Source organism: Paenarthrobacter sp. AT5 (assembly GCF_032764245.1).
GTDB classification, from domain to species: Bacteria; Actinomycetota; Actinomycetes; order Actinomycetales; family Micrococcaceae; genus Arthrobacter; species Arthrobacter ureafaciens.
In genome coordinates, this window is sequence record NZ_CP136441.1 from 4143277 (window position 1) to 4164254 (window position 20978).

Consider the following 20978-nt stretch of genomic DNA (forward strand, 5'->3'; position numbering starts at 1 on the left):
CCCCGAACGGGTTACCCACAGTGTGGAGGAGCAGTCCCGGCCAGATCCCTCCACCGAGGGGTGAGTTCCCGGCACTAAGCCCCCACCTAAGCGCCGGGAGCTAACCCCTCGGCGGGCGGGAACAGCTAAATGGACGTCCTGTGGAAGTTCAGGTGGCTGCGGCTGGCGGTCGGGCCACGCTGGCCTTGGTAGCGGTTGCCGTACTCGCCGGACCCATAGGGGTGCTCCGCTGCCGACGTGAGCCGGAAGAAGCACAACTGGCCGATCTTCATCCCGGGCCAGAGCTTGATGGGCAGGGTTGCCACGTTGGACAGCTCCAGCGTGACGTGGCCGGAGAATCCCGGGTCAATGAACCCGGCGGTGGAGTGGGTCAAAAGACCAAGCCGGCCGAGGGAGGACTTTCCCTCCAGCCGCGCCGCGATGTCATCCGGAAGGCTCACGGTTTCATACGTGGAACCGAGGACGAATTCACCCGGGTGCAGGATGAACGGCTCGTCGCCCTCGACCTCCACCAGGCGGGTCAGCTCGGGCTGCTCCTCGGCGGGGTCGATGTGGGCGTATTTGTGGTTGTCGAACAGCCGGAAAAAGCGATCAATCCGCACGTCCACGGAAGACGGCTGAACCATCGCGGGATCGTACGGTTCAAGGACAATCCGTTGGGAGTCAATTTCGGCACGAATATCGCGGTCAGAGATCAGCACAGCATCAAAAATACAGTATTGATTGTTCCGGCTCCCGTGGGACGATAGTTCCCGGACAAGTTAAGCCGCGCCCGTGGTTTGGGGGCAACGAGCATTCGCGGGGTAATTGTGGGGAAATGGGCAGCGCCCGCGGCTATGGTCGTGGCCGGAACAGTGGCATTGGTCATAGTCGGATCCAGCCAGCTGCTTCCGGCGACGGAATCCACGCCGGGGGGCGGGACCACCCCCTCCAGCAGCGCACCTTCCGCTTTCCAGGCTCCCGAACCAAGTACGACGCCGGCACCCTCACCTGCGGTGGACACGCCCGCGGTTGGCGGGGATTCCACGTCCACCCCGGCGACGGACCCGGGATCGATTCCGGCACCTGCCGGGCCAACCCGGCCAGTCGCCGTCGAGCCGACCATTGAGAGCCCGCCGCCGGTGCCGACGATCGGACCGTCATGGGGTCCGGACGCCCCGGGTACGGTTGGCACGCCATCAGAGAGCGCAGGGGCGGGTGCCTCTGGACCGGCACCGAGCGAACCGTCCGCGTCCGCAGTCCCGACGCCGACTGCACCCGCCGCTGGACCCGGACCTTCCGCGCCGCCGTCGGCAGCGCCCACCGCAACGGTGACCCCGTCACCCAAGCCCACCGCCACGGTGGCCCCAACAGCAGCGCCCACTGCAACGGCCAGCCCGTCGGCAACAGCCATTCCGTCACCCAAGCCCACCGCCACCCCGACCCCCACCAAGGCAACGGGACCCAGCGCAACTCCAACGCCGACGCCGACGCCGACCGGCACAGCCACAACTCAGACAAGCGCTCCAACACCGTTCCCCGGCAAGACCCCCAGCGGCGACGCCAACGCTGACAACGGCGCCCTCGCTCTGCTTCCCGACAGTAATTCGGCCGCGATCCTCACTGTTTTCAATTCCATCAACAGCTACCGGGCTTCCCTCGGCCTGGCCCCGGTGAAGTACCACGCAACCGTGGCAGGCCTCGCGCAGGATTGGTCCAACAACATTGCCAGCCGGGAAGTGATCCAGCACAGGGCCAACTTCTGGACGGATCCCCGCGCCTTGAACCCGAACAACGGTGCCGGCGAGGTGATCGCCGTCCGTTGGGACCGCGACGCCGCACAGTTGGTGGAGTGGTGGAAGGGTTCTCCCGGCCACGATGCCGTATTGAGGGATCCCCGGTTCAACGTGATCGGCATCGGCATCACGTACACCGACGGTAACTGGCAGACCACGCCCAACCGCTTCACCATGTGGGGCGTGGTCAACTTCTTCGGCTACACCACGTTGCCGTCGGGGACGGTGACCAAACCGGGCGGAACAGGCACGCCTCCGGGAACGGTCACCCCTCCGGCTGATCCGGTGGCCGCCTGCGAACCCGGCGATAAATACCAGCCGCCCACGGTGGACCTGAAGTCAGCCGCCATCCGCAGCGGAGCGGACCTCGTGTCTGTCGCAGCCGACGGTTCGGTGTACTCGTACCCCTCCCTGGGCAACGCCAAGTACGGTGCGGCCCGGAAGATCGCCCAGGGTTTCACCGGGCTCAAGGAACTCTTCGTTTCGGACTGGGACCGTGACGGGGTGTTCGACCTCATCGCCCAGCGGACGGATGGACAGCTCCTGGTGTACCCGGGCAGGGCTTCGGGCGGGTTCGGCTCGCCCGGCGTCCTGGGCCATGGGTGGCAATCGCTGACCCTCGCGGTGGGTCAGTGGTGCGCGACCAACCGCCTGCCGCAGATCGTGGCCATGGACGGTTCGGGCGGGTTGTGGCTCTACAAGAACTCCGGCATGACGTACATCCGAAGCCAGGCCGCCATCGCCACAGGCAATCCTGCGGTGCGGCTCAGCATGGTGGACTACAACGCCGATGGTTTCCAGGACCTGCTCACGGTGGAGGCCAGCGGTTACCTTCGCCTGTACCGCGGCAGCGGGCTGGCCACTCCGCGCCAGGAAGCACGGCCGATTGTCGGTGCGGCCTGGACCGACTACACCGGCTTGCGTTCCCTTCAGGGAGTGGACGGGCCCGGCAGCACGGGCGTCGCGGGCTTGGGCACGAACGGCGTTCTGGAGTACTGGGACCTCACCTCGGGACGACTCACAACGCCAGTGTCCGTGGGCGGCGGCTGGACCGGCTTCAAACTGGCGCAGTAGCAAGCCTGCGCAGTAGCAGACCGGCGCAGCCAGCCGGGGCCGGGCCGGCAACGAACGTCAGGCGGCAGGGCGCGATTCGATCACTGCCTTAAGCTGTTCCAGCTGTGCAACCTCGGCCTCCATGGTTTTTTGGACCATGCCAACCATCAGCTTTTGCAGGCCTTTGGGGTGGTATTCGAGGGCAAACCGTAGGCGCGTTGCAGGCCCCTCGGTGCTGAGGTAGTAGCCGCCCGTGGGGCGTGCGGGTCCGGCGATGACTTCGAAACGGACTTCCGCTCCGGGCCGCGCGTCAGTGATCCGGAAGTCTGCGGCGATCGACCGGCCGCCGGGGCCTGTCAGCGTCTGCTGGTACACGGCACCTTTTTGGCCGCGCTCCCCTGATTGCAGCGAAATGCTGCGCACGCCGGAACGCCAGAGGGAATTGTTAAGGCCATCCATGAGGAACCCGTAAACGGTCATGGCGTCCCTGTTGATCACCACTTCATAGGCTGCGAGTGCCACGGAAACTTCTTTCGGCGTACGGTCGAATGGTCGTAGCCCGGTTCCCCATACACTGCAGCTAACACCTTCAGAATAATCAGCCGGACCTGCCTCCAACACGCACTCGGGCGAGCCTTGATCGAATGGTTACCTGACATGGCACCCCGGGGCGCGGTAGAGTGCGTGCCGCTGGCAAAAACAGATGTTGGGGGAAACATGCAGCTTCACGATCACCGCGCTCGGGCGGCAATAGTACGACGACGGCTGGTCGGGCTGGCTGCCGGCCTCGCCGTGGTGGCGGGCAGCGCAGCAGTCGCCGCACCGGCAGACGCAACGGCCGCCGCATCGGCAAGTGCAGCCCACATGACCCCGGCGCGGGTGGGTGCAATGCCCAACGCCGCACCGCCGTCGTCGGTTGCCAAGGCCGCCCTGCCCGCCACCGTGAACCCGCTGCCAAGCGTGGACCCCATCAGCGACCCCGCGAGTTTCTCCGTGCTGGTGAACAAGTCCCGTCCGCTGAACCCCGCAAGCTACGCGCCGGGTGACCTCATCAATGCGCGCGGCTCAGGGCAGTACCTAAGGGCCGAAGCAGCGGCGTGGCTGAACGGCCTGTTCCAAGGGGCAGCGGACGCGGGCACGGGCGGGCTGTCGATCGTGAGCGGCTACCGGTCCTACGCCCAACAGCAGCAGGTCTATGCCTACTACGTCAGCATCTACGGCCAGGCATATGCGGACACCATTTCCGCGAGGCCGGGCTACAGCGAGCACCAGACCGGCCTGGCGGTGGACGTCGGCAACCAGAACGGTTCCTGCGGCCTGAGCACGTGTTTCGGGGACACCGTGGCCGGACGTTGGGTGGCTGCCAACGCGCACAAGTACGGTTTCATAGTGCGCTACCCCAACGGCTACACCGGAACCACGGGCTACAGCTACGAACCGTGGCATTTGCGGTACGTGGGAGTGGCACTGGCGACGGACATGAACCGCCGCGGCTACGCCACCATGGAGCAGTACTTTGCGGGCAACCCGGCCGCTGCCGCCAGCATCAAGTCCGGAGCGGACCTGGTGGCTGCCGATTCTTCCGGCCGCTTGCTGCGTTACCCGGCGACGGCGGTGGGCAGCTACGCGGCGCCGGTTCAGATCGGCTCGGGCTGGACGGGGCTGAAACAAGGCTTCGTGGTGGACTGGGACATTGACGGCGTGTACGACATCCTGGCCCAGTGGAACAACGGTGTCCTGGGCGTCTACCGGGGACTTCCCGGAGGTGGCTTCGCCGGGCAGGTTGTGGTGGGCAACGGCGGTTGGGACCGCATGACCATCACCGTGGGCAAGTGGTCGCACGCCCATCCCCGGCCTTCCGTGGTTGGATACTTCCCCGACGGCGTCCTGCGCTATTACCCCAACACGTTCGGTGGAGCACTCAGCGGCCCGCAGGTCATCGGCACGGGGTGGAACGGCCTCGAACTCACCATGGCCGACTGGGAGGGCGATGGCGCCAACGACATCATTGCCCGCAGGTCATCGGGAGCACTCATCAACTATCGCGGTGATGGCTGGGCCGGTTTTTACGGGCCGGCGATGACGGTCGGCACCGGGTGGCAATACATGCGGGTTCTGACGCCGAGCTTTGGTCTGACAGGCGCGGGAACGCGGGGCATCACGGCCCAGACCATGGAAGGCAACCTGTACAACTACGGACTGGGCCGCGGGCAGTGGACGACGTATGCACAGGTCGGCTCCGGGTGGAACAGCCTGAAGCTCTTCAAGTAGCTCGCGCGTCTGTCCGGAACAGCTCGTGAACTGCGCTAAGCTGGGATTCGCTCCGGTCACCAACCGGGACGAATGCGGGCGTAGCTCAATGGTAGAGCGCTAGCTTCCCAAGCTCGATACGCGGGTTCGATTCCCGTCGCCCGCTCAGACGAAGACCCCTTGCCTGTGGTTCCACGGGCAAGGGGTCTTTTCTTGTGCCGCCCCGAGCCTAAAATCGTAGGTACATCACCTACCCGGGAGGTCCCCCATGACTCTCACCGACGATGCTGGGGCGGGTCCGCTCGCCGTCATCCACCGCCTGTTGGAAGCCACGAACAAACACGATCTGGAAAGCCTGGCGGAGTGCTTCGCTCCGGGCTACGTCAACGAAACCCCGGCCCACCCCACCCGCGGATTCACGGGCCGCGACACTATCCGCAGCAACTGGGAGCAGCTCTTCACCGGAGTTCCGGACATCAAGGTCCGCATGGTCTCGCACAGTGTTTCCGCAGACCAGGTGTGGACGGAACTGCACATGCAGGGTGCCTGGCGCGACGGAACACCCCACGAGCTGACGGGTGTAGTGATCTTCGGTGTGGAAGAGCATGCCATCAACAGCGCCCGCTTCTATATGGAGCCTGTGGAGCATCTCCCCCGCGTCGTCGACACCGCGGACAGGGTCAGTCACCGGGTCACACATGGCCGGCCGGCAACCCGGGAAGCACCGGCTGAAGCGGCACGGTAATCCACCGACGCCGGCCAGGCCTCAGGCGGTCTGTGTCCTCTCCACGATCCGCACTACGCGGCGACGGTCGCGCAGGTCCACTTTCAGCTGCAGCGAGGACCGGCGGGCGAGGACGACGGCGACCACCGCGGCTGCCGTTGCCGGAACGCCGCCTGCTATCAGGATGCCCAGCTGCGGCCCGAGGTGTTCGGCGAGCCAGCCCATCACCGGACCGCCAATTGCCTGGCCGCCAATGAGCACCACCAGGTAGAGGCTCATGACGCGACCCCGGATGCCCATGTTCGAACTTGTCTGGACCATTTGGTTGGCGGCAGTCAGGAACATGAGGCACCAGAACCCTGCAAGGACCATGGCCACGCAGAACCACACCATGGAGGGCATAGCCGCCGACAGGACCAGCATCAGTCCGTAGAGGCCCGCGGATACCACCACCGAACGCAGCCGGAGCTGGCGACGGCGCGCTGACGCCACTGCCCCCGTCAGCGCACCGAGCGCAACCATGGCGTTCAGCAGGCCGTAGCCTCCGGCACCGGCGTCGTACACGTGGTCCGCGAACGCGGCCAGCAGCACGGGCAGGCTCATCGCGAAAACCGCCACGAACCCGGCCATCAACCACGGCCAGTAGATGGTCGGCTTGCTGAGCGCGTAGTTCAGTCCTTCGCGCAGCATGCCCTTCCGGCGGGGCGTGGGCTGGCTGATGTGGAGCTGATCCTTGCGCAGGATGAAGAGCATGGTCACCGTGGAACAGCACGCCACGGCGTTCCCGGCGAAGGCCCAACCGGCTCCGACGGCGGTCAGGAGCCAGCCTGCCAGGGCCGGACCAATCAGCCCGCCCAATTGGAACGTTGTGGAGTTCACGCTGATGGCGTTCCGCAAGTACTTGGGACCGACCAGCTCGTTGACGAACACTTGGCGTGCGGGCTGGTCCAGCACGGTCACGAAGCCCAACAGGAGCGCGATCACGTAGACGTGCCACACCTCCACCACGCGCGTCAGGGAGAGGGCCGCCAGCGCTGCCGCCAGGATCGCGGCCGCGGACTGGCAGATGATCAGGATCTTCCGTTTAGCGAAGCGGTCGGCAATCATCCCGCCCCACGGTCCCAGGAACAGCGACGGCAGGAACTGCAGGGCCACGGTTATTCCGACGGCGGTGACGGAGCCGGAGAGTTGAAGCACCATCCAGTCCTGCGCGATGCGCTGCATCCACACAGCGATGACGGCAATGAAGTGGCCGATGGCGAAGATCCGGAAGTTAGGAACCTTCAGTGAAATGAATGTGTGCCGCCAGGGCAGTTTCTCGCTCACGACGGCGAGCGGCTGGGTGCTGGTGTCCGGCTTGTTTGTGCCCGGCTGGTTCGTGACCGGCATGGGACCAGCGGAGAGGGAATCGACGACGGGCTGGCTGACGTTTGCCGCAGAAGGCGGAGGGGGTGCCAAAGGAAGTCCTCGGATCAGGGGTTTTAGTGGAATGCCATTAACGCTAGGGTTGCCAACAGTAATTGTGGAAGCGTATTGCGGTGATAACTAAGATTGCGGATCGCAATGGGGCGTCCGCCACTCCGCCTTCCGCCAGGCCTCGAGGAGTTCCGTGTTTGAACCTGTCCAGCTCCGTTCTTTCCTCGCCGTGGCGGAAACGCTGAGCTTCACCAAGGCCGCAGAACGCTTGGGCCTGGCGCAACCCACCGTGAGCCAGCACGTCCGCAAGCTTGAGACCGCCGCGAAGCGCGTGCTGGTGGCCAGGGATACCCGCGAAGTCCGACTGACCGACAACGGTGACGCCATGGCCGGGTTTGCACGCAACATCCTGGCAGCACACGACTCCGCTGCCCGATATTTTTCAGGCTCGGCGATGAGGGGCCGCCTGCGCTTCGGAACCGCTGACGACCTGGCCATCACCGGCCTGCCCCGTATCCTCCGCGAGTTCAGGCAGCTTTACCCGCAGATCAACCTGGAACTCACGGTGAGCCAGAGCGACCAGCTGTACAAGCGCCTCAACGCCGGGCAACTGGATCTGGTGTTCGTCAAATGGGTGGCAGGCGCCAAGGACGGGACGGTGGTCCGGCATGACAACTTCGCCTGGGTGGGCCTTGAGCAGACTGTCCTGGAACCGGGTGCTCCGGTACCGCTGATCGCCTACCCCGCTCCGAGCCTGAGCCGGAAGCTTGCGATTGACGCGTTGGAGGCGGCAGGCCGGACCTGGCGTATCACGTGCAGCACCAAGCAGATCAGCGGCGTCCTCGCAGCGGTGCGGGCCGGCATCGGAGTAGCCGTCATGCCCGCTTCCCTGGTTCCGGAAGACCTGAAAGTCATCACCCAACGCTTCGGGCTGCCACCGGTGGGGGACGTCGACTTCACGTTGATCCGGAATCCCTTGGCCAACGCAGAAGTCATTGATGCACTGACCCAGGCGATCATGGGCAGAACGCTGAACAAGTCCACATAGCAGTCAGGCCTATCCCGGTAAGCGCATTCCCGGTAACCTTGGCCGATGATCGACCTCACTACGCTGGCGGACCTCACGCCCGGCATCTGTTCCGTCACGCTCCGCTCCGCAAGTATCGAAGAGGTGGTCAGCGTTGCCTCCGAGGCGGGACTGGCGGGCATCGAGTGGGGAACGGATGCGCATGTCACCGATACCGCTTCCGCGGAGAAGGCCCGGGAGGCCTCGGAGGAAGCCGGCCTGACCGCGCTTTCCCTCGGCTCCTACTATCGCGCGGGCTCGTTCGGGGACTTCGAGCAGGAGCTCAAGCTTGCGGAGATCCTGGGCGCACCGAGGATCCGGATCTGGGCAGGCGGGTCGGGCTCAGCCGACGCGGACGCCGAACTCCGGGACGCCGTCATCCGTGATGCCCGGCGGGTTGCAGGGCTCGCTGCCGAACGCGGAATCTCCATCGCTTTTGAGTACCACGCCAACACCCTCACCGACTCCCCCGAGGCCACCCTTGACCTCTTGGATCGCGTCGGCCAAGGCAACGTGGGCACTTACTGGCAGCCCGCCGTCGGGCTTTCCGATCAACAAGCCCTGGAGTCGCTCCACAAGGTCCTGCCCCACGTGGTGGGCGTCCATTGCTTCTCCTGGGGTCCGGAAGCTGAACGCCAACCCCTGCGGTCACGGAAGCAGCTGTGGCAGGCAGTCTCCGATGTGCTGAGGGGCAATGGGAAGGACATGGACGTAATGATCGAATTCGTCGCGGACGACCTCCCGGAAAACGTGCTCAACGACGCCACGTTCCTGCACAGCATCGCCCTCGGCGAGGACTAAGCCCGGGCACAGCCGCCGAGCCGGCATACCAGGATGGACACTGGCCCTGAACCTCGGTCACTCGGTGGGACGCCTTAACCCAATTGCCGACATCGTGAGATCTGTATGCCGATATTCTCTGGATGGCGTCCATGACGCGGTCTATGTTCTGGGAGAAAATCGGCTCATGATGTGCCACCCGGTTCCTTATGCCACGGACCACGCCCACGTCCCGGGCTAACCCTCGTACAGCGGCCGATGTTCCTTCGCTTTCGGGCACGTTCGGGAACACCGTGGTCAGCAAAGGATTCCAGATCGCTGTGTCGTACCGGCTGGAAAGCATTTGTTCCCAGAATACGAACTTGAGCTCTGGGATAACTTTGCCTGTTGTGGGGTTCCGGGAAGCTGCCTGCTGAACATCCCTGCGAGGCTCGTAGCGCCCGTGCTTTTTGGGGGACGCTGTACAAAAAACGGTTGTCCCAGGGCCATCTCTCCCGGTACGTCCGCGTAAGTGCTTCGTGGATGGCGTTCCGAAGCACTACCTCAAACAAGTGCAACGGCAGCAGCAGTGCCGAAGCCAGCTCGGCGTTCCACTCGTACAAGTTGATGGCGTCATCGTGGCTGGCGCCTCTGCTTTGCGCCGCACGGTCAAAAGCTGTCAGTCGGGCAGGGGTGATGGCCCTGCGTATCTCGGCGTACTGCAATTGACCGGACCCGCCTATCTCGGTAGTGTCTTGCGTACACGCTTCGGGTTTTGAGGGCGAAAGCCTACGCTCGGAGATAAAAGAGATTGAGAAAATGCCACCCGATCGGGTGGCATTTTTCATGCTATCGACGCGCTCCATTCGGACCCAATCCGGCTCAGGCGCCTTGAAAACCGGGCACAGCCGCCGAGTTCGCCGCAACGCTGCGGTTCGCGGGAAAGCTTGGGGTGTCACTGCAGGTTTCCGGCGAACGCGGCGAAAAGCATCGCCCGGCCGACCTCAGGCGGGGTCGCCGGCAGGGACCTCAGTACTGCGTCGAAGCTTGACGGACCCCGTGACAGAGCCGCCTTCCGTTGCTCCGGCAGCCAGGCGGCCGATCTCCTCCAACGGCAGGAACACGGTGGACAGGGCCGGACGGAAGTCGCGGAGGGTTTCAATGTCGTCGAACCCGGCAATGGTGGCGTCCCTCGGGATCCATACCCCCTCGGAACGGAGGGCCGCGGTAACGCCAATGGCCATGACGTCGTTGACAGCGAAAATGCAGAGGCGGTCCTTGGCTGAGGTGATCCGTTCGGCCAACGCCAGCCCGGCGTCGTAACCACCTGCACGGTTGAAGCCGGTCCGGATAACCTCGGCGGCAGGCCTGCCGGCTTCCGCAAGTCCACGCTGGAATCCGCGGACACGGTCGTCCGAGGTAAAGAGCCCTTCCGGTCCCGCCACCACCACGAACCCAGCGTCGTGGGAGTCTGCAAGTTCCCGGGCCAGATCGGCAGCGAGTTCTTCGTTGGGTACCTCCACTACGCGGTAGCCCTCGGTTGTTGAAGCACCCACCACTGGATGGCCGACCACCCCTACATGGCCACCGTTGCGGCAATAGCGGTCCAATTCCGCGGCGAGCCCGGCATTGGCCAGAGCGTCTTCGTCCCGGGCAGAGCGTGAACCGGCGATCACGATCGAATCAGCCCGCCGCGCCGCAAACGCGGCCACGGCTTCACGTTCTTCTGCGGGCGATCCGGAGGTGCTGGCCAACAAGACCATGCGGTTTTGCTCGCGGGCCGCACCCTGTACTCCTCGGGCAATCGCCGAGAAATAGGGGTCGGCGATGTCGTGCACGATGAGGCCGATCAAACCCGAGCTGGACTTGGCCAGCGCCTGGGCCTGCGCGTTGGGGACATAACCGAGCTTGTCCGCAGCCTGGCGGACCCGGTCGGCGATGTCCTCTGCCGGCTTGCGGGAGGATCCATTCAGGACGCGCGATGCCGTTGCCAGGGAAACCCCTGCCAGGCGCGCTACTTCGCTCAGTGTGCTGGCGGCCACAACGGCCCTCCTTCTCTGCGTGCGCCCGGGACTGGCGCTAGGGAAATTATGGCAGCATTCCTCCAATTCCGGGAAAGCGCTTGCCAAGCAGCCACGCCATAAGGCATCATCGATTCATTGGGAATGCGCTTTCCCATCCTGCAGACATCCACTGCCCGCACCGTCGCGGCAGGCAACTTTAGGCACTTGGAGAAAACATGGGCTTCGAAACAAAGACGATCCGCATCGCCATGAACGGCATCACCGGCCGAATGGGATACCGCCAGCACTTGCTGCGTTCCATCCTCCCCATTCGTGACGCGGGCGGCTTCACCCTGGAGGACGGCACCAAGGTCCAGGTGGAGCCCATCCTTGTGGGCCGAAACGAAGCCAAGATCCGTGAACTCGCCGAGCTGCACAAGGTTTCCGAGTGGACAACGGACCTCGATGCCGTGATCAACGATCCCACCGTGGACATCATCTTCGATGCCTCCATGACCAGCCTCCGCGCAGCCACACTGAAGAAGGCCATGCAGGCCGGCAAGCACATCTTCACTGAAAAGCCCACGGCCGAGACGCTTGAAGAAGCCATCGAACTGGCCAGGATCGGCAAGGAAGCCGGCGTCACCGCAGGCGTCGTCCACGACAAGCTGTACCTCCCGGGACTGGTGAAGCTGCGCCGCCTGGTTGATGAAGGGTTCTTTGGCCGCATCCTCTCCATCCGCGGCGAGTTCGGCTACTGGGTCTTTGAAGGTGACGTTCAGGCAGCACAGCGCCCGTCCTGGAACTACCGCAAGGAGGACGGCGGTGGAATGACCACGGACATGTTCTGCCACTGGAACTACGTCCTTGAAGGCATCATCGGCAAGGTCAAGAGCGTCAACGCCAAGACCGCCACGCACATCCCCACCCGCTGGGACGAGGCCGGCAAGGAGTACAAGGCAACGGCTGATGACGCTTCCTACGGCATCTTCGAGCTGGAGACCCCGGGCGGCGACGACGTCATCGGCCAGATCAACTCTTCCTGGGCCGTGCGCGTGTACCGCGACGAACTGGTTGAGTTCCAGATCGACGGCACGCACGGTTCCGCCGTCGCAGGTTTGAACAAGTGCGTCGCGCAGCAGCGCGCCCACACCCCCAAGCCCGTCTGGAACCCGGACCTTCCCGTCACCGAATCCTTCCGCAGCCAGTGGCAGGAAGTCCCCGCCAACGCCGAACTGGACAACGGCTTCAAGTTGCAGTGGGAAGAGTTCCTGCGCGACGTCGTAGCGGGACGCGAGCACCGTTTCGGCCTGCTTTCCGCGGCCCGCGGAGTGCAGCTGGCCGAACTCGGCCTTCAGTCCTCGGCCGAGCGCCGCACCATCGACATCCCGGAGATCAGCCTCTAATGACGTCCCTTATCCTCCCCACCGACGACGGCGGTACCCGCGAATACCGCCTTCAGGCGGCCACCACATGGGCCAAACCCGCTGCTCCCCTGACCGCACGGCGCGCTTATGCCGCAGCCCACGTCATCCCCGAGGTCGCTGCTGACAACACCCCCGGCGCCCCGGCCCAGCTCGACTGGGAAGCCACGCTCGCCTACCGGCATGAACTATGGTCCTACGGCCTGGGCGTTGCCGATGCCATGGACACCGCTCAACGCGGCATGGGCCTGGACTGGGCCGCAACCCAGCAACTGATCAAGCGCACCGGAGCCGAGGCCGCCTCGGTGGTGGGCGGCAACAACGCCGCAATCGCCGGAAAGTCCGTGCGTGACCTCGTTTCCTGCGGTGCGGGCACCGATCAGCTGGACATAGCAGCCCTCCCGGACGGCGCAGCCGGCATCAAAGCCGTGATCGAGGCCTACCGCGAGCAGATCGCCGTCGTCAGCGAAGCCGGTCCCAAGGTGATCCTGATGGCATCCCGCGCGCTGGCCAAAGTGGCCACCAGCGCGGACGATTACCTGCACGTCTACTCCACGCTCCTCCAGGAAGTCGAACAGCCGGTCATCCTGCACTGGTTGGGCACCATGTTCGATCCCGCGCTGGCCGGCTATTGGGGCTCGGACGACGTTTCCGTGGCTACCGACACGTTCCTCAGCCTGATCCGTGAACACGCGGACAAGGTGGACGGCGTGAAGGTTTCCCTGCTGGATGCTTCCCATGAGGTTGGCCTCCGCGCAGCCCTTCCGGAAGGCGTGCGCCTCTACACGGGCGACGACTTCAACTACCCGGAACTGATCGACGGCGACGCCACCCACCACTCGGACGCGCTGCTGGGCATCTTCGCGGCCATCTATCCGGCCGCGTCGGTCGCCCTCCAGAAGTACGACGCCGGCAACGGTGCAGAGGGGCGCGCCATCCTTGATTCGACGCGTGAGCTGGGAAAGCACATCTTCAGCGCACCGACGTTCTACTACAAGACCGGAATCGCCTTCCTGTCCTGGCTCAACGGCAGACAGCCCGGCTTCCAGATGGTGGGCGGACTGCACTCCGGCCGTTCCGTGCTGCACCTCTCGAAGACCTTCGAGCTGGCAGACAAGGCCGGGCTCTTGAAGGACCCGTCGCTGGCAGCTTTCCGTATGTCCGATTACCTGCGGATCAACGGGGTGGCCGCATGAGCGACTTCTCGCGTCTTTCCCTCAACAGCGCCACCACCAAGAAGTGGACGCTCGCGGAAGCAGTCGACGGTTGCGCACGGGCGGGCATCCCGGCCATCGGCCCTTGGCGTGACCGCGTTGCGGAAGCGGGCCTGGACAAGGCAGCCAAGCTGATCAAGGACGCCGGCCTTCGGGTCTCATCACTGTGCCGCGGCGGTTTCCTCACGGCAGCCGATCCCGAGGGCCAGGCAGCAGCACTTGCCGACAACTTTGAGGCTGTCCGCGAGGCCGTGGCGCTGGATACCCGGGAGCTGTTCCTGGTGGTCGGCGGACTCGCACCCAAGGAGAAGGATGTTGTGGCTGCCCGCCAGCGCGTCGCGGACCGGCTCGAGGAACTGGTTCCCTTCGCCTCGGAAAACGGCGTGCGCCTGGTGCTGGAACCCCTGCACCCCATGTACGCAGCGGACCGGGCACTCATTTCCACCCTCGGCCAGGCCTTGGATCTTGCCGCGCCCTACGGCGCCAGGGCCGTGGGCGTCGCCGTCGACACTTTCCATGTCTGGTGGGATCCGGAACTGAAGGCGCAGATCGAACGCGCCGGCCGCGACAACCGCATTGCTTCCTACCAGGTGTGCGACTTCAACCTGCCGATTGCCGCCGATGCGCTGCTGTCGCGCGGAATGATGGGCGACGGCGTCATCGACTTCGCGACCATCGGCACCTGGGTCAGGGACGCCGGATACACGGGTGACATCGAGGTGGAGATCTTCAACCAGGAGATTTGGGATGCGGACGGGGACAAGGTCCTGGAAACCATGAAGGAGCGCTACGCGGAGCTCGTGCTTCCGTACGCCTGAGACTTGTGATCCGTCAGGTCGGGAATCCCTGGCGGATCACAGCCAAACGAGCGGATCCCTGCCAAGGTCACGGCAGGGATCCGCTTTTGTTTGTGCCCCCCGGCAGGTCCAGGGTCCTAGGAGCTCCGCCCGCTTTCTCCCTTGCCGTGGACTTCACGGATTTCCTCACCGCTGCGGACCAACTCGTCTTCCTTTTCCTGCATCTTGTCGCTCTTCTTGGTGTCGCGCGGAGGCAGTTGAATGGTCTCTTCGGCTTCGATGCCGCCCTGCAACTGACGGCCCCGCTCCATCTCGGCGTCGAACTCTGCACCAAACAGGAGGGACATGTTCAGGATCCAGAGCCACAGCAGCATGATGATCACACCCGCAAGGGCGCCATAGGTCTTGTTGTAGTTGCTGAAGTTGGCAACGTAGAACCCAAAGCCGAGCGAGGCCAGGGCAAAGATCACCAGGGCGATCAGGGAGCCCATGCTCATCCAGCGGAACTTGGGCTGCTTCACGTTGGGAGTGAAGTAGTAGAGCACCGCGATGATGGCGACGACGATCAGGATCAGGACCGGCCACTTGGCAATGTTCCAAATGGTCAGGAACGTCTCCGACATACCGATGGCCCCGCCCACTGCTTCAGCCACCGGGCCGCTGAGGACAAGCATGGCCGCCACCAGGGCAGCGCCAACCACGGCCACGACGGTCACGGCGAGCATGGTGCCGCGCAGCTTGACGAAGCCGCGGCCTTCGTCCACCTCGTAGACTCGGTTCATGGCCCGGCTAAAGGCCGTGGTGTAGCCGGAAGCTGACCACAAGGCCACCAAAATACCGAAGACCAGGGCCAAACCTGCGGTGTTGGACTTAGTCAGCTCTTCGATGGGCTGGCGCATGGCCTCGACACCCGGCCCCGGCGCGAATTGCTGGACGATGTCCAGGAGCGCCCCGGTCGTCTTCCCGGCATCGCCAAAGATACCGATCAGGGAAACCAGGGCGAGCAGCGCCGGGAACATGGAAAGGACCGCGTAGTAGGTCAAACCCGCGGCCGCGTCGGGGCACTGGTCCTTGGTGAACTCACGCAGCGTGCGCTTGGCAATGTACGTCCAGGTGGGCTTCACAAGGTCATTGGGACTGTCCGGCTTCCGGGAGTCCTCGGGAGAAGGGGCAGTAGCTGCCTTCGCGGTGCTGGTCTTTTCAGTTTCGTTAGTACTCATGAGGCACCTGTCCGTGGGGGATAGCTTGCGCGAACAACTGACCCAACAATACTAAGCATGCTGATTATCACAAGGGAAGTCCGTTGCCCCAATCAGGCCGGCGCCCACGGGCCGGCTTTCACAGTCCGCCCTAGGCGGTGCGGTCCGTCACCACCAGGCCCAGCGGCGACGCGATGACGGAGCGGATCACCTGCCCGGCAGCGCCAAGCAAGGTACCGGCGTGCTTGAGTCCGGACACCTTGAGGTCTTCGGGGCGCACCAGGCCCGGGGCGTGGCGCTCCACGCTGGCCAACACCGCGGGACGCAGCCACTCGGCGAGTTCGGCGAAGTGACCGCCCAGGACCACGGCTTCAATATCCATCAACCGGGCTGATGAGGCGAGCGCGACGCCCAAGTACTTTCCGGCGTCGTCCACTGCTTTGACGGCGCGCGGCTCCTTGTCCGCCAAGGCGGCCAGCAAAGCTGCCGTCCGTCCGGAGAGTGGACCGGGGGCAATCCCGGCAGCCTCGAACACAGCCTCCTGGCCCGCGAAAGTTTCCAGGCATCCCACGCCGCCGCAGGAACATCCGGACCCCTCCGGGTGCACCACAATATGGCCGAGCTCCCCGGCCGAACCGCCGGGGCCCGTGTAGAGCTCGGAGCCGATGATGACGCCGCCACCTACGCCTACTTCGCCGGAGACGTAGAGGAAATCGGGCTGGCCTGCCCCGTACCAAAGCTCGCCCAAGGCAGCGCTGTTGGCCTCATTGGACAAGCGGACACCCAGCGGCACATCACCCAGCAGCGCGTCCACGTTCAATTGCTCATGCTCCCAATGCAGGTTGGGAGCGGACAGGACAACACTGCGGGCCTCATCCACGAGGCCCGGAACGGCAAGCCCGCCTCCCAGGATGGCTATGTCCCCGGCAGCCGCGGCGCCCTTCGCCTCGCCGGCAAGTTCTGCGAGCTTGGCCATGACCTCGCCGGGTTTAAGACCACGGTTATGCGACTCCACAGTGGTGGTGAAGCGGAGGTTTCCCCCGAGGTCCACCAGCCCCACCGCGAGGTAATCCACGTTGATTTCCATGCCCACCACGCCCCGCCTGGGGCTGAGCTCCAGGCCCTGGCCTGGCCGGCCGCGTTCGCCGTCCCTGTAGAGGCCCACCTCGGAAACGAGCCCGGATTCCACCAACTCCGCAACCAGGCTGGACACGGCCGCCTTGGTGAGGCCGGTTGCCGCAGCCAGCTGCGCCCGGCTTGGCTTGGCGTCTCCCGTCCGGGCTATGGAGTCCAGGACCAGTGAAAGATTACGACGGCGGACGTCACCCACCCGCCCGGGCGCGGCGTTCTCATTCACTGGCATGGGACTTCCTCGCGGCTTGAAAGTTTCTTGTCGGATTCCATTGACCATGATCCATCATCACCCATATAGTTCAGATTGAAAACTAATTGGAGTGCTTTTCTCAGGTGCTTCCGTCCACGCATTGCAAAGGAGCAAGAATGTCCCCGCAACCCACACCCCAGGACCGTTTCACCTTTGGCCTCTGGACTGTTGGCTGGACCGGCAATGATCCCTTCGGTGTTCCCACCCGCGAGGCGCTGGACCCGGTGGAAGCCGTCCACAAGCTGAGTGAGCTTGGCGCCTATGGCATTACGTTCCATGACAACGATCTGGTCCCGTTCGACGCCACCGCGTCCGAACGCGACCTCATCCTCAAGAACTTCAAGGGCGCCCTCGCAGAAACGGGCCTCAAGGTGCCCATGGTCACCACCAACCTGTTCAGCCACCCGGTCTTCAAGGACGGCGGCTTCACGTCCAACGACCGCTCCATCCGCCGCTACGCCCTGAGCAAGGTCCTGCGGAACATCGATCTCGCCGCTGAGCTCGGCGCAGAAACGTTCGTCATGTGGGGCGGCCGCGAAGGCAGCGAGTACGACGGCTCCAAGGACCTTTCCGCAGCACTGGACCGCATGAAGGAAGGCGTCGACACCGCTGCGGGCTACATCAAGGAAAAGGGCTATGGCCTGCGCATCGCACTGGAGCCCAAGCCGAACGAGCCCCGGGGCGACATTTTCCTGCCCACCGTAGGCCATGCCCTGGCATTCATTGCCCAGCTGGAACACGGCGACATTGTCGGCCTCAACCCGGAGACCGGCCACGAACAAATGGCAGGCCTGAACTTCACCCACGGAATCGCCCAGGCACTGTGGGCCGGCAAGCTCTTCCACATTGATCTCAACGGCCAGCGCGGCATCAAGTACGACCAGGACCTGGTGTTCGGCCACGGCGACCTCACCAGCGCCTTCTTCACCGTCGACCTCCTGGAGAACGGCTTCCCGAACGGCGGACCCAAGTACGACGGTCCGCGCCACTTCGACTACAAGCCCTCACGCACCGACGGCTACGACGGCGTCTGGGAGTCGGCCAAGTCCAACATGGCCATGTACCTGCTCCTCAAGGAACGTGCCGTCGCCTTCCGCGCGGACCCCGAAGTCCAGGAAGCACTCGCAACCTCCGGCGTGTTCGAACTCGGCCAACCCACCCTGGCCGCCGGCGAGACCACCGCGGACCTCCTGGCTGACGCATCAGCCTTCGAGTCCTTCGACGCCAACAAGGCCGCGGAGCGCTCCTTCGCCTTCATCAGGCTGAACCAGCTGGCCATCGAGCACCTCCTCGGCGCCCGCTGATTCATTCCATCGTGAAGTTGCGGTGGCCGGTCCGGCTTTGACCCCGGGCCGGCCACCGCACCCGATCCGTTTACACGAAAGATAAGAGAGTTATGCCCCTCGTCGCCGGGATCGACAGTTCCACCCAGTCCTGCAAGGTAGTCATCAGGGACGCAGCAACCGGCGCCCTGGTGCGCCAGGGCCGCGCAGCCCACCCGGAAGGCACCGAAGTCCACCCCGACCATTGGTGGAACGCGCTGCAGGAAGCCATCGCCCAAGCGGGCGGATTGGACGACGTCGATGCCGTTTCCGTAGGCGGCCAGCAACACGGCATGGTGTGCCTCGACGAGTCCGGCGAGGTGGTGCGGCCGGCGCTTCTGTGGAATGACACGCGCTCCGCTCCCGACGCCGAAGCCATGGTTATGGAGGCAGGCGAAGGAGATCCGGCTGGCGGCGCAGCGCAGTGGGCCGCGCTCACCGGCACTGTCCCGGTAGCATCCCTGACAGCCACCAAGCTGCGCTGGCTTGCACGCAACGAGCCGGAAAACGCCCGACGCACCGCTGCGGTTTGCCTGCCGCATGACTGGTTGTCGTGGCGGCTTGCCGGCCACGGTCCGGGATCGGGTCCCGAGTCGCTGCGCCTGCTCCGCACAGACCGCTCCGATGCTTCCGGGACAGGCTACTTCTCGACCGAACGCAATGAATACCTGCCGCAGGTCCTTGAGAACACGCTGGGTCATGTGCCCCTGCTGCCCGTAGTCCTTGGACCACTGGAAGCGGGCGGCAAAACTCCCGCCGGCGCCCTGATCGGACCCGGCGCCGGGGACAACGCCGCAGCGGGACTCGGCGTCAGCGCCGCCGTCGGAGATGTTGTGGTGTCGATCGGCACCTCCGGGACGGTCTTTGCCGTATCCGATGTTCCGGCCAAGGACGCCAGCGGCTTGGTGGCGGGGTTCGCCGACGCCACAGGCAACTACCTCCCCCTCGCCTGTACCCTCAACGCCACCAGGATCTTCGATGCCACCGCATCGTTGCTCGGGGTTGACCTTGCCGAACTGGGCCGGCTGGCGTTGTCCGCTCCGGAGGGTGCCGGCGGCCTGACGCTCATTCCTTATTTCCAGGGTGAACGCACTCCGAACCTTCCCAATGCCACCGGCTCCCTTCATGGGCTCACGGTGTCCAATTACACGCCCGCGAACCTGGCGCGCGCCGCCGTCGAGGGTGTCCTGTGTTCGCTGGCCGACGGCCTTGCGGCGCTTCAGGCGCAAGGCGTGGCCGCCCGGCGGATCATCCTGGTGGGCGGAGGCGCGCAATCCGAGGCCGTGCAGCAGGTGGCCGCCGCGGCGTTCGGGCTGCCCGTGTCCGTGCCGGAACCGGGAGAGTACGTCGCCGACGGCGCAGCACGTCAGGCCGCCGGAGTCCTCACCGGATCGCTTCCGAACTGGGAGATGGAGGGAACCAACGTTGCCGCCGGTTCCCCGGACCCGGAGTTCCTGGCCAGGTACCGTCATTACGCCGCGAAGGCAGCCAACCACTGATCGGCGTTGCCGGTGCTCTATCGTGACAGGGTGAGCCCCGAACAATCCGCCCCCAGTCGGCCTCCGGTCATGGAAGACGTCGCCCGCGTGGCCGGCGTCTCCCACCAGACAGTTTCCCGGGTCCTGAACAACCATCCGAACGTCAGCGCAAAAACCAAAGAGCGCGTCGAGCAGGCGATCACCGAGCTCGGGTACCGGCGGAACACCGCTGCCCGCAGCTTGGTGACACGCCGGTCCCAGACCATTGGTGTGCTCGGGAGCGAAATGGGCCAATACGGTCCGTCGCGTACCCTGCTTGGAGTACAGCAGGCGGCGCGGGACGCCGGGTACTTCGTCAGCGTCGCCGGGCTGCGGGACGTGACACCGGAAACCATCAAGGACGCAGTGGCGCACTTCATGGACCAGGGCGTGGACGGCATCGTGGTGATCGTCCCGCACCCGGGGACGTTCGAGGTGTTGCACCAAGTCACAAGCCAAGTGCCCTTGGTAGCCGTAGGTGCCGTGGGGGACGAAGAGTTGAGCGGCGCCGCCGTCGATCAGCGTGAGGGGGCCCGGCTCGCGGTCCAGCACCTCATTGAACTCGGGCACCGCAGGATAGGGCACCTCTCCGGCCCCACTGACTGGATTGACGCAGCCGCCCGCATCGAAGGGTGGCAGGAGGCCCTGCAGGGGGCCGGGCTGGAGCCGGCGGAGTTGATCGAAGGCGACTGGAGTGCCGAATGCGGCTATCGCGAAGGCCTCAGGATCGCCGCCGACCGCACTGTGACGGCGCTGTTCGTGGCCAATGACCAAATGGCCCTGGGCGTCTTGCGCGCTTTCCACGAATCGGGAACACGGGTTCCGGAAGACATCAGCGTGGTGGGCTTCGACGACCAACCTGAATCTGCGTTCTTCATTCCGCCACTGACAACCGTCGCCCAGGATTTCGAAGAGCTGGGCCGGCGCTGCATCGATCTTATGCTCCACCTGGTGGAGAACGGCCCGGGCGTCACTGCCGCAACCGTGGCGCCCCGTCTGGTGGCGCGCAAGACCACCTCCGCCCCTCCCAACTGAGTCGCAGCACTGCGCGTTTTGAGCCGTGAAAACGCGTGTG

Annotated in this window: 18 protein-coding genes and 1 tRNA gene; 12 read left to right on the plus strand and 7 right to left on the minus strand. The window is 64.8% G+C overall.

All coding sequences use genetic code 11. The annotated features are described in order from the left end of the window. Nucleotides 1-125 precede the first annotated feature (125 nt). Entirely contained in the window at nt 126-701 is a 576-nt protein-coding gene (dcd, locus tag RI444_RS19285) for a dCTP deaminase (RefSeq protein WP_021474048.1), read from the minus strand. Beyond that, complete coding sequence (locus RI444_RS19290; RefSeq protein ID WP_021474047.1) at nt 695-1393, minus strand: hypothetical protein; 699 nt, start codon at nt 1391-1393, stop codon at nt 695-697. The genes dcd and RI444_RS19290 overlap by 7 nt, the downstream gene beginning before the upstream one ends. On the opposite strand from RI444_RS19290, the gene RI444_RS19295 reads away from it, so the two are divergent. Continuing rightward, entirely contained in the window at nt 1341-2849 is a 1509-nt protein-coding gene (locus RI444_RS19295; RefSeq protein ID WP_242703201.1) for a CAP domain-containing protein, read from the plus strand. The two genes, RI444_RS19290 and RI444_RS19295, sit on opposite strands and share 53 nt — an antisense overlap. A 57-nt stretch (nt 2850-2906) precedes the next feature. On the opposite strand, the gene RI444_RS19300 is transcribed toward RI444_RS19295, so the two are convergent. Continuing rightward, the gene (locus tag RI444_RS19300) at nt 2907-3350 is read right to left on the minus strand and encodes an SRPBCC family protein (protein WP_021474045.1); all 444 of its coding nucleotides are present in this window, start codon (nt 3348-3350) and stop codon (nt 2907-2909) included. 195 nt (nt 3351-3545) lie between these two features. Here RI444_RS19300 and RI444_RS19305 point away from each other — a divergent pair, with 195 nt between their 5' ends. The 3 genes from RI444_RS19305 to RI444_RS19315 all read left to right on the plus strand — a co-directional run bounded on the left by RI444_RS19305 (nt 3546) and on the right by RI444_RS19315 (nt 5823). Beyond that, nucleotides 3546-5099 carry a D-alanyl-D-alanine carboxypeptidase family protein gene (locus RI444_RS19305; RefSeq protein WP_069696810.1) on the plus strand — a complete coding sequence of 518 codons (1554 nt, stop codon included), beginning with the start codon at nt 3546-3548 and terminating at the stop codon, nt 5097-5099. A gap of 74 nt (nt 5100-5173) precedes the next feature. Further along, nucleotides 5174-5244, plus strand: a tRNA-Gly gene (locus RI444_RS19310). 102 nt (nt 5245-5346) lie between these two features. Beyond that, the gene (locus RI444_RS19315) at nt 5347-5823 is read left to right on the plus strand and encodes a nuclear transport factor 2 family protein (protein ID WP_021474043.1); all 477 of its coding nucleotides are present in this window, start codon (nt 5347-5349) and stop codon (nt 5821-5823) included. 21 nt (nt 5824-5844) lie between these two features. Here RI444_RS19315 and RI444_RS19320 read toward each other — a convergent pair whose 3' ends face one another. Next, nucleotides 5845-7260 carry an MFS transporter gene (locus RI444_RS19320; RefSeq protein WP_207605455.1) on the minus strand — a complete coding sequence of 472 codons (1416 nt, stop codon included), beginning with the start codon at nt 7258-7260 and terminating at the stop codon, nt 5845-5847. A 151-nt stretch (nt 7261-7411) separates the two neighbouring features. On the opposite strand from RI444_RS19320, the gene RI444_RS19325 reads away from it, so the two are divergent. After that, complete coding sequence (locus RI444_RS19325; RefSeq protein WP_021474041.1) at nt 7412-8266, plus strand: LysR substrate-binding domain-containing protein; 855 nt, start codon at nt 7412-7414, stop codon at nt 8264-8266. 45 nt (nt 8267-8311) lie between these two features. Further along, nucleotides 8312-9085, plus strand: a complete 774-nt coding sequence (locus RI444_RS19330; protein WP_021474040.1) for a sugar phosphate isomerase/epimerase family protein — start codon at nt 8312-8314, stop codon at nt 9083-9085. A 962-nt stretch (nt 9086-10047) separates the two neighbouring features. Here the strand turns inward: RI444_RS19330 and RI444_RS19335 are convergent. After that, nucleotides 10048-11085: a LacI family DNA-binding transcriptional regulator gene (locus RI444_RS19335; RefSeq protein WP_207605454.1), complete on the minus strand. Its 1038-nt coding sequence runs from the start codon at nt 11083-11085 to the stop codon at nt 10048-10050. 197 nt (nt 11086-11282) lie between these two features. Between RI444_RS19335 and RI444_RS19340 the strand changes: the two genes are divergently transcribed. Genes RI444_RS19340 through RI444_RS19350 form a run of 3 tightly spaced genes read left to right on the plus strand, consistent with a single transcriptional unit; the run spans nt 11283 to nt 14502 of the window. Further along, complete coding sequence (locus RI444_RS19340; protein WP_166187601.1) at nt 11283-12452, plus strand: Gfo/Idh/MocA family protein; 1170 nt, start codon at nt 11283-11285, stop codon at nt 12450-12452. Further along, a complete protein-coding gene (locus RI444_RS19345) occupies nt 12452-13666 on the plus strand; it encodes a dihydrodipicolinate synthase family protein (protein WP_021474146.1) in 1215 nt (404 codons plus the stop codon). Before RI444_RS19340 ends, RI444_RS19345 begins: the two co-directional genes overlap by 1 nt. After that, entirely contained in the window at nt 13663-14502 is an 840-nt protein-coding gene (locus RI444_RS19350; protein WP_207605453.1) for a sugar phosphate isomerase/epimerase family protein, read from the plus strand. The genes RI444_RS19345 and RI444_RS19350 overlap by 4 nt, the downstream gene beginning before the upstream one ends. Nucleotides 14503-14618: 116 nt before the next feature. Here the strand turns inward: RI444_RS19350 and RI444_RS19355 are convergent, their stop codons facing one another. Next, nucleotides 14619-15701, minus strand: coding sequence for a YihY/virulence factor BrkB family protein (locus tag RI444_RS19355; protein WP_021474148.1), 1083 nt, complete (start codon nt 15699-15701; stop codon nt 14619-14621). A 130-nt stretch (nt 15702-15831) separates the two neighbouring features. Then, the gene (locus tag RI444_RS19360; protein WP_069696372.1) at nt 15832-17043 is read right to left on the minus strand and encodes an ROK family transcriptional regulator; all 1212 of its coding nucleotides are present in this window, start codon (nt 17041-17043) and stop codon (nt 15832-15834) included. 137 nt (nt 17044-17180) lie between these two features. Between RI444_RS19360 and xylA the strand changes: the two genes are divergently transcribed. From xylA to RI444_RS19375, 3 genes are all read left to right on the plus strand, one after another. Next, nucleotides 17181-18368 carry a xylose isomerase gene (gene xylA / locus RI444_RS19365; RefSeq protein WP_207605452.1) on the plus strand — a complete coding sequence of 396 codons (1188 nt, stop codon included), beginning with the start codon at nt 17181-17183 and terminating at the stop codon, nt 18366-18368. Nucleotides 18369-18460: 92 nt separating this feature from the next. Next, nucleotides 18461-19885, plus strand: coding sequence for a xylulokinase (gene xylB / locus RI444_RS19370; RefSeq protein ID WP_207605451.1), 1425 nt, complete (start codon nt 18461-18463; stop codon nt 19883-19885). A gap of 69 nt (nt 19886-19954) precedes the next feature. Next, nucleotides 19955-20938: a LacI family DNA-binding transcriptional regulator gene (locus RI444_RS19375; RefSeq protein WP_207605856.1), complete on the plus strand. Its 984-nt coding sequence runs from the start codon at nt 19955-19957 to the stop codon at nt 20936-20938. Nucleotides 20939-20978 lie beyond the last annotated feature (40 nt).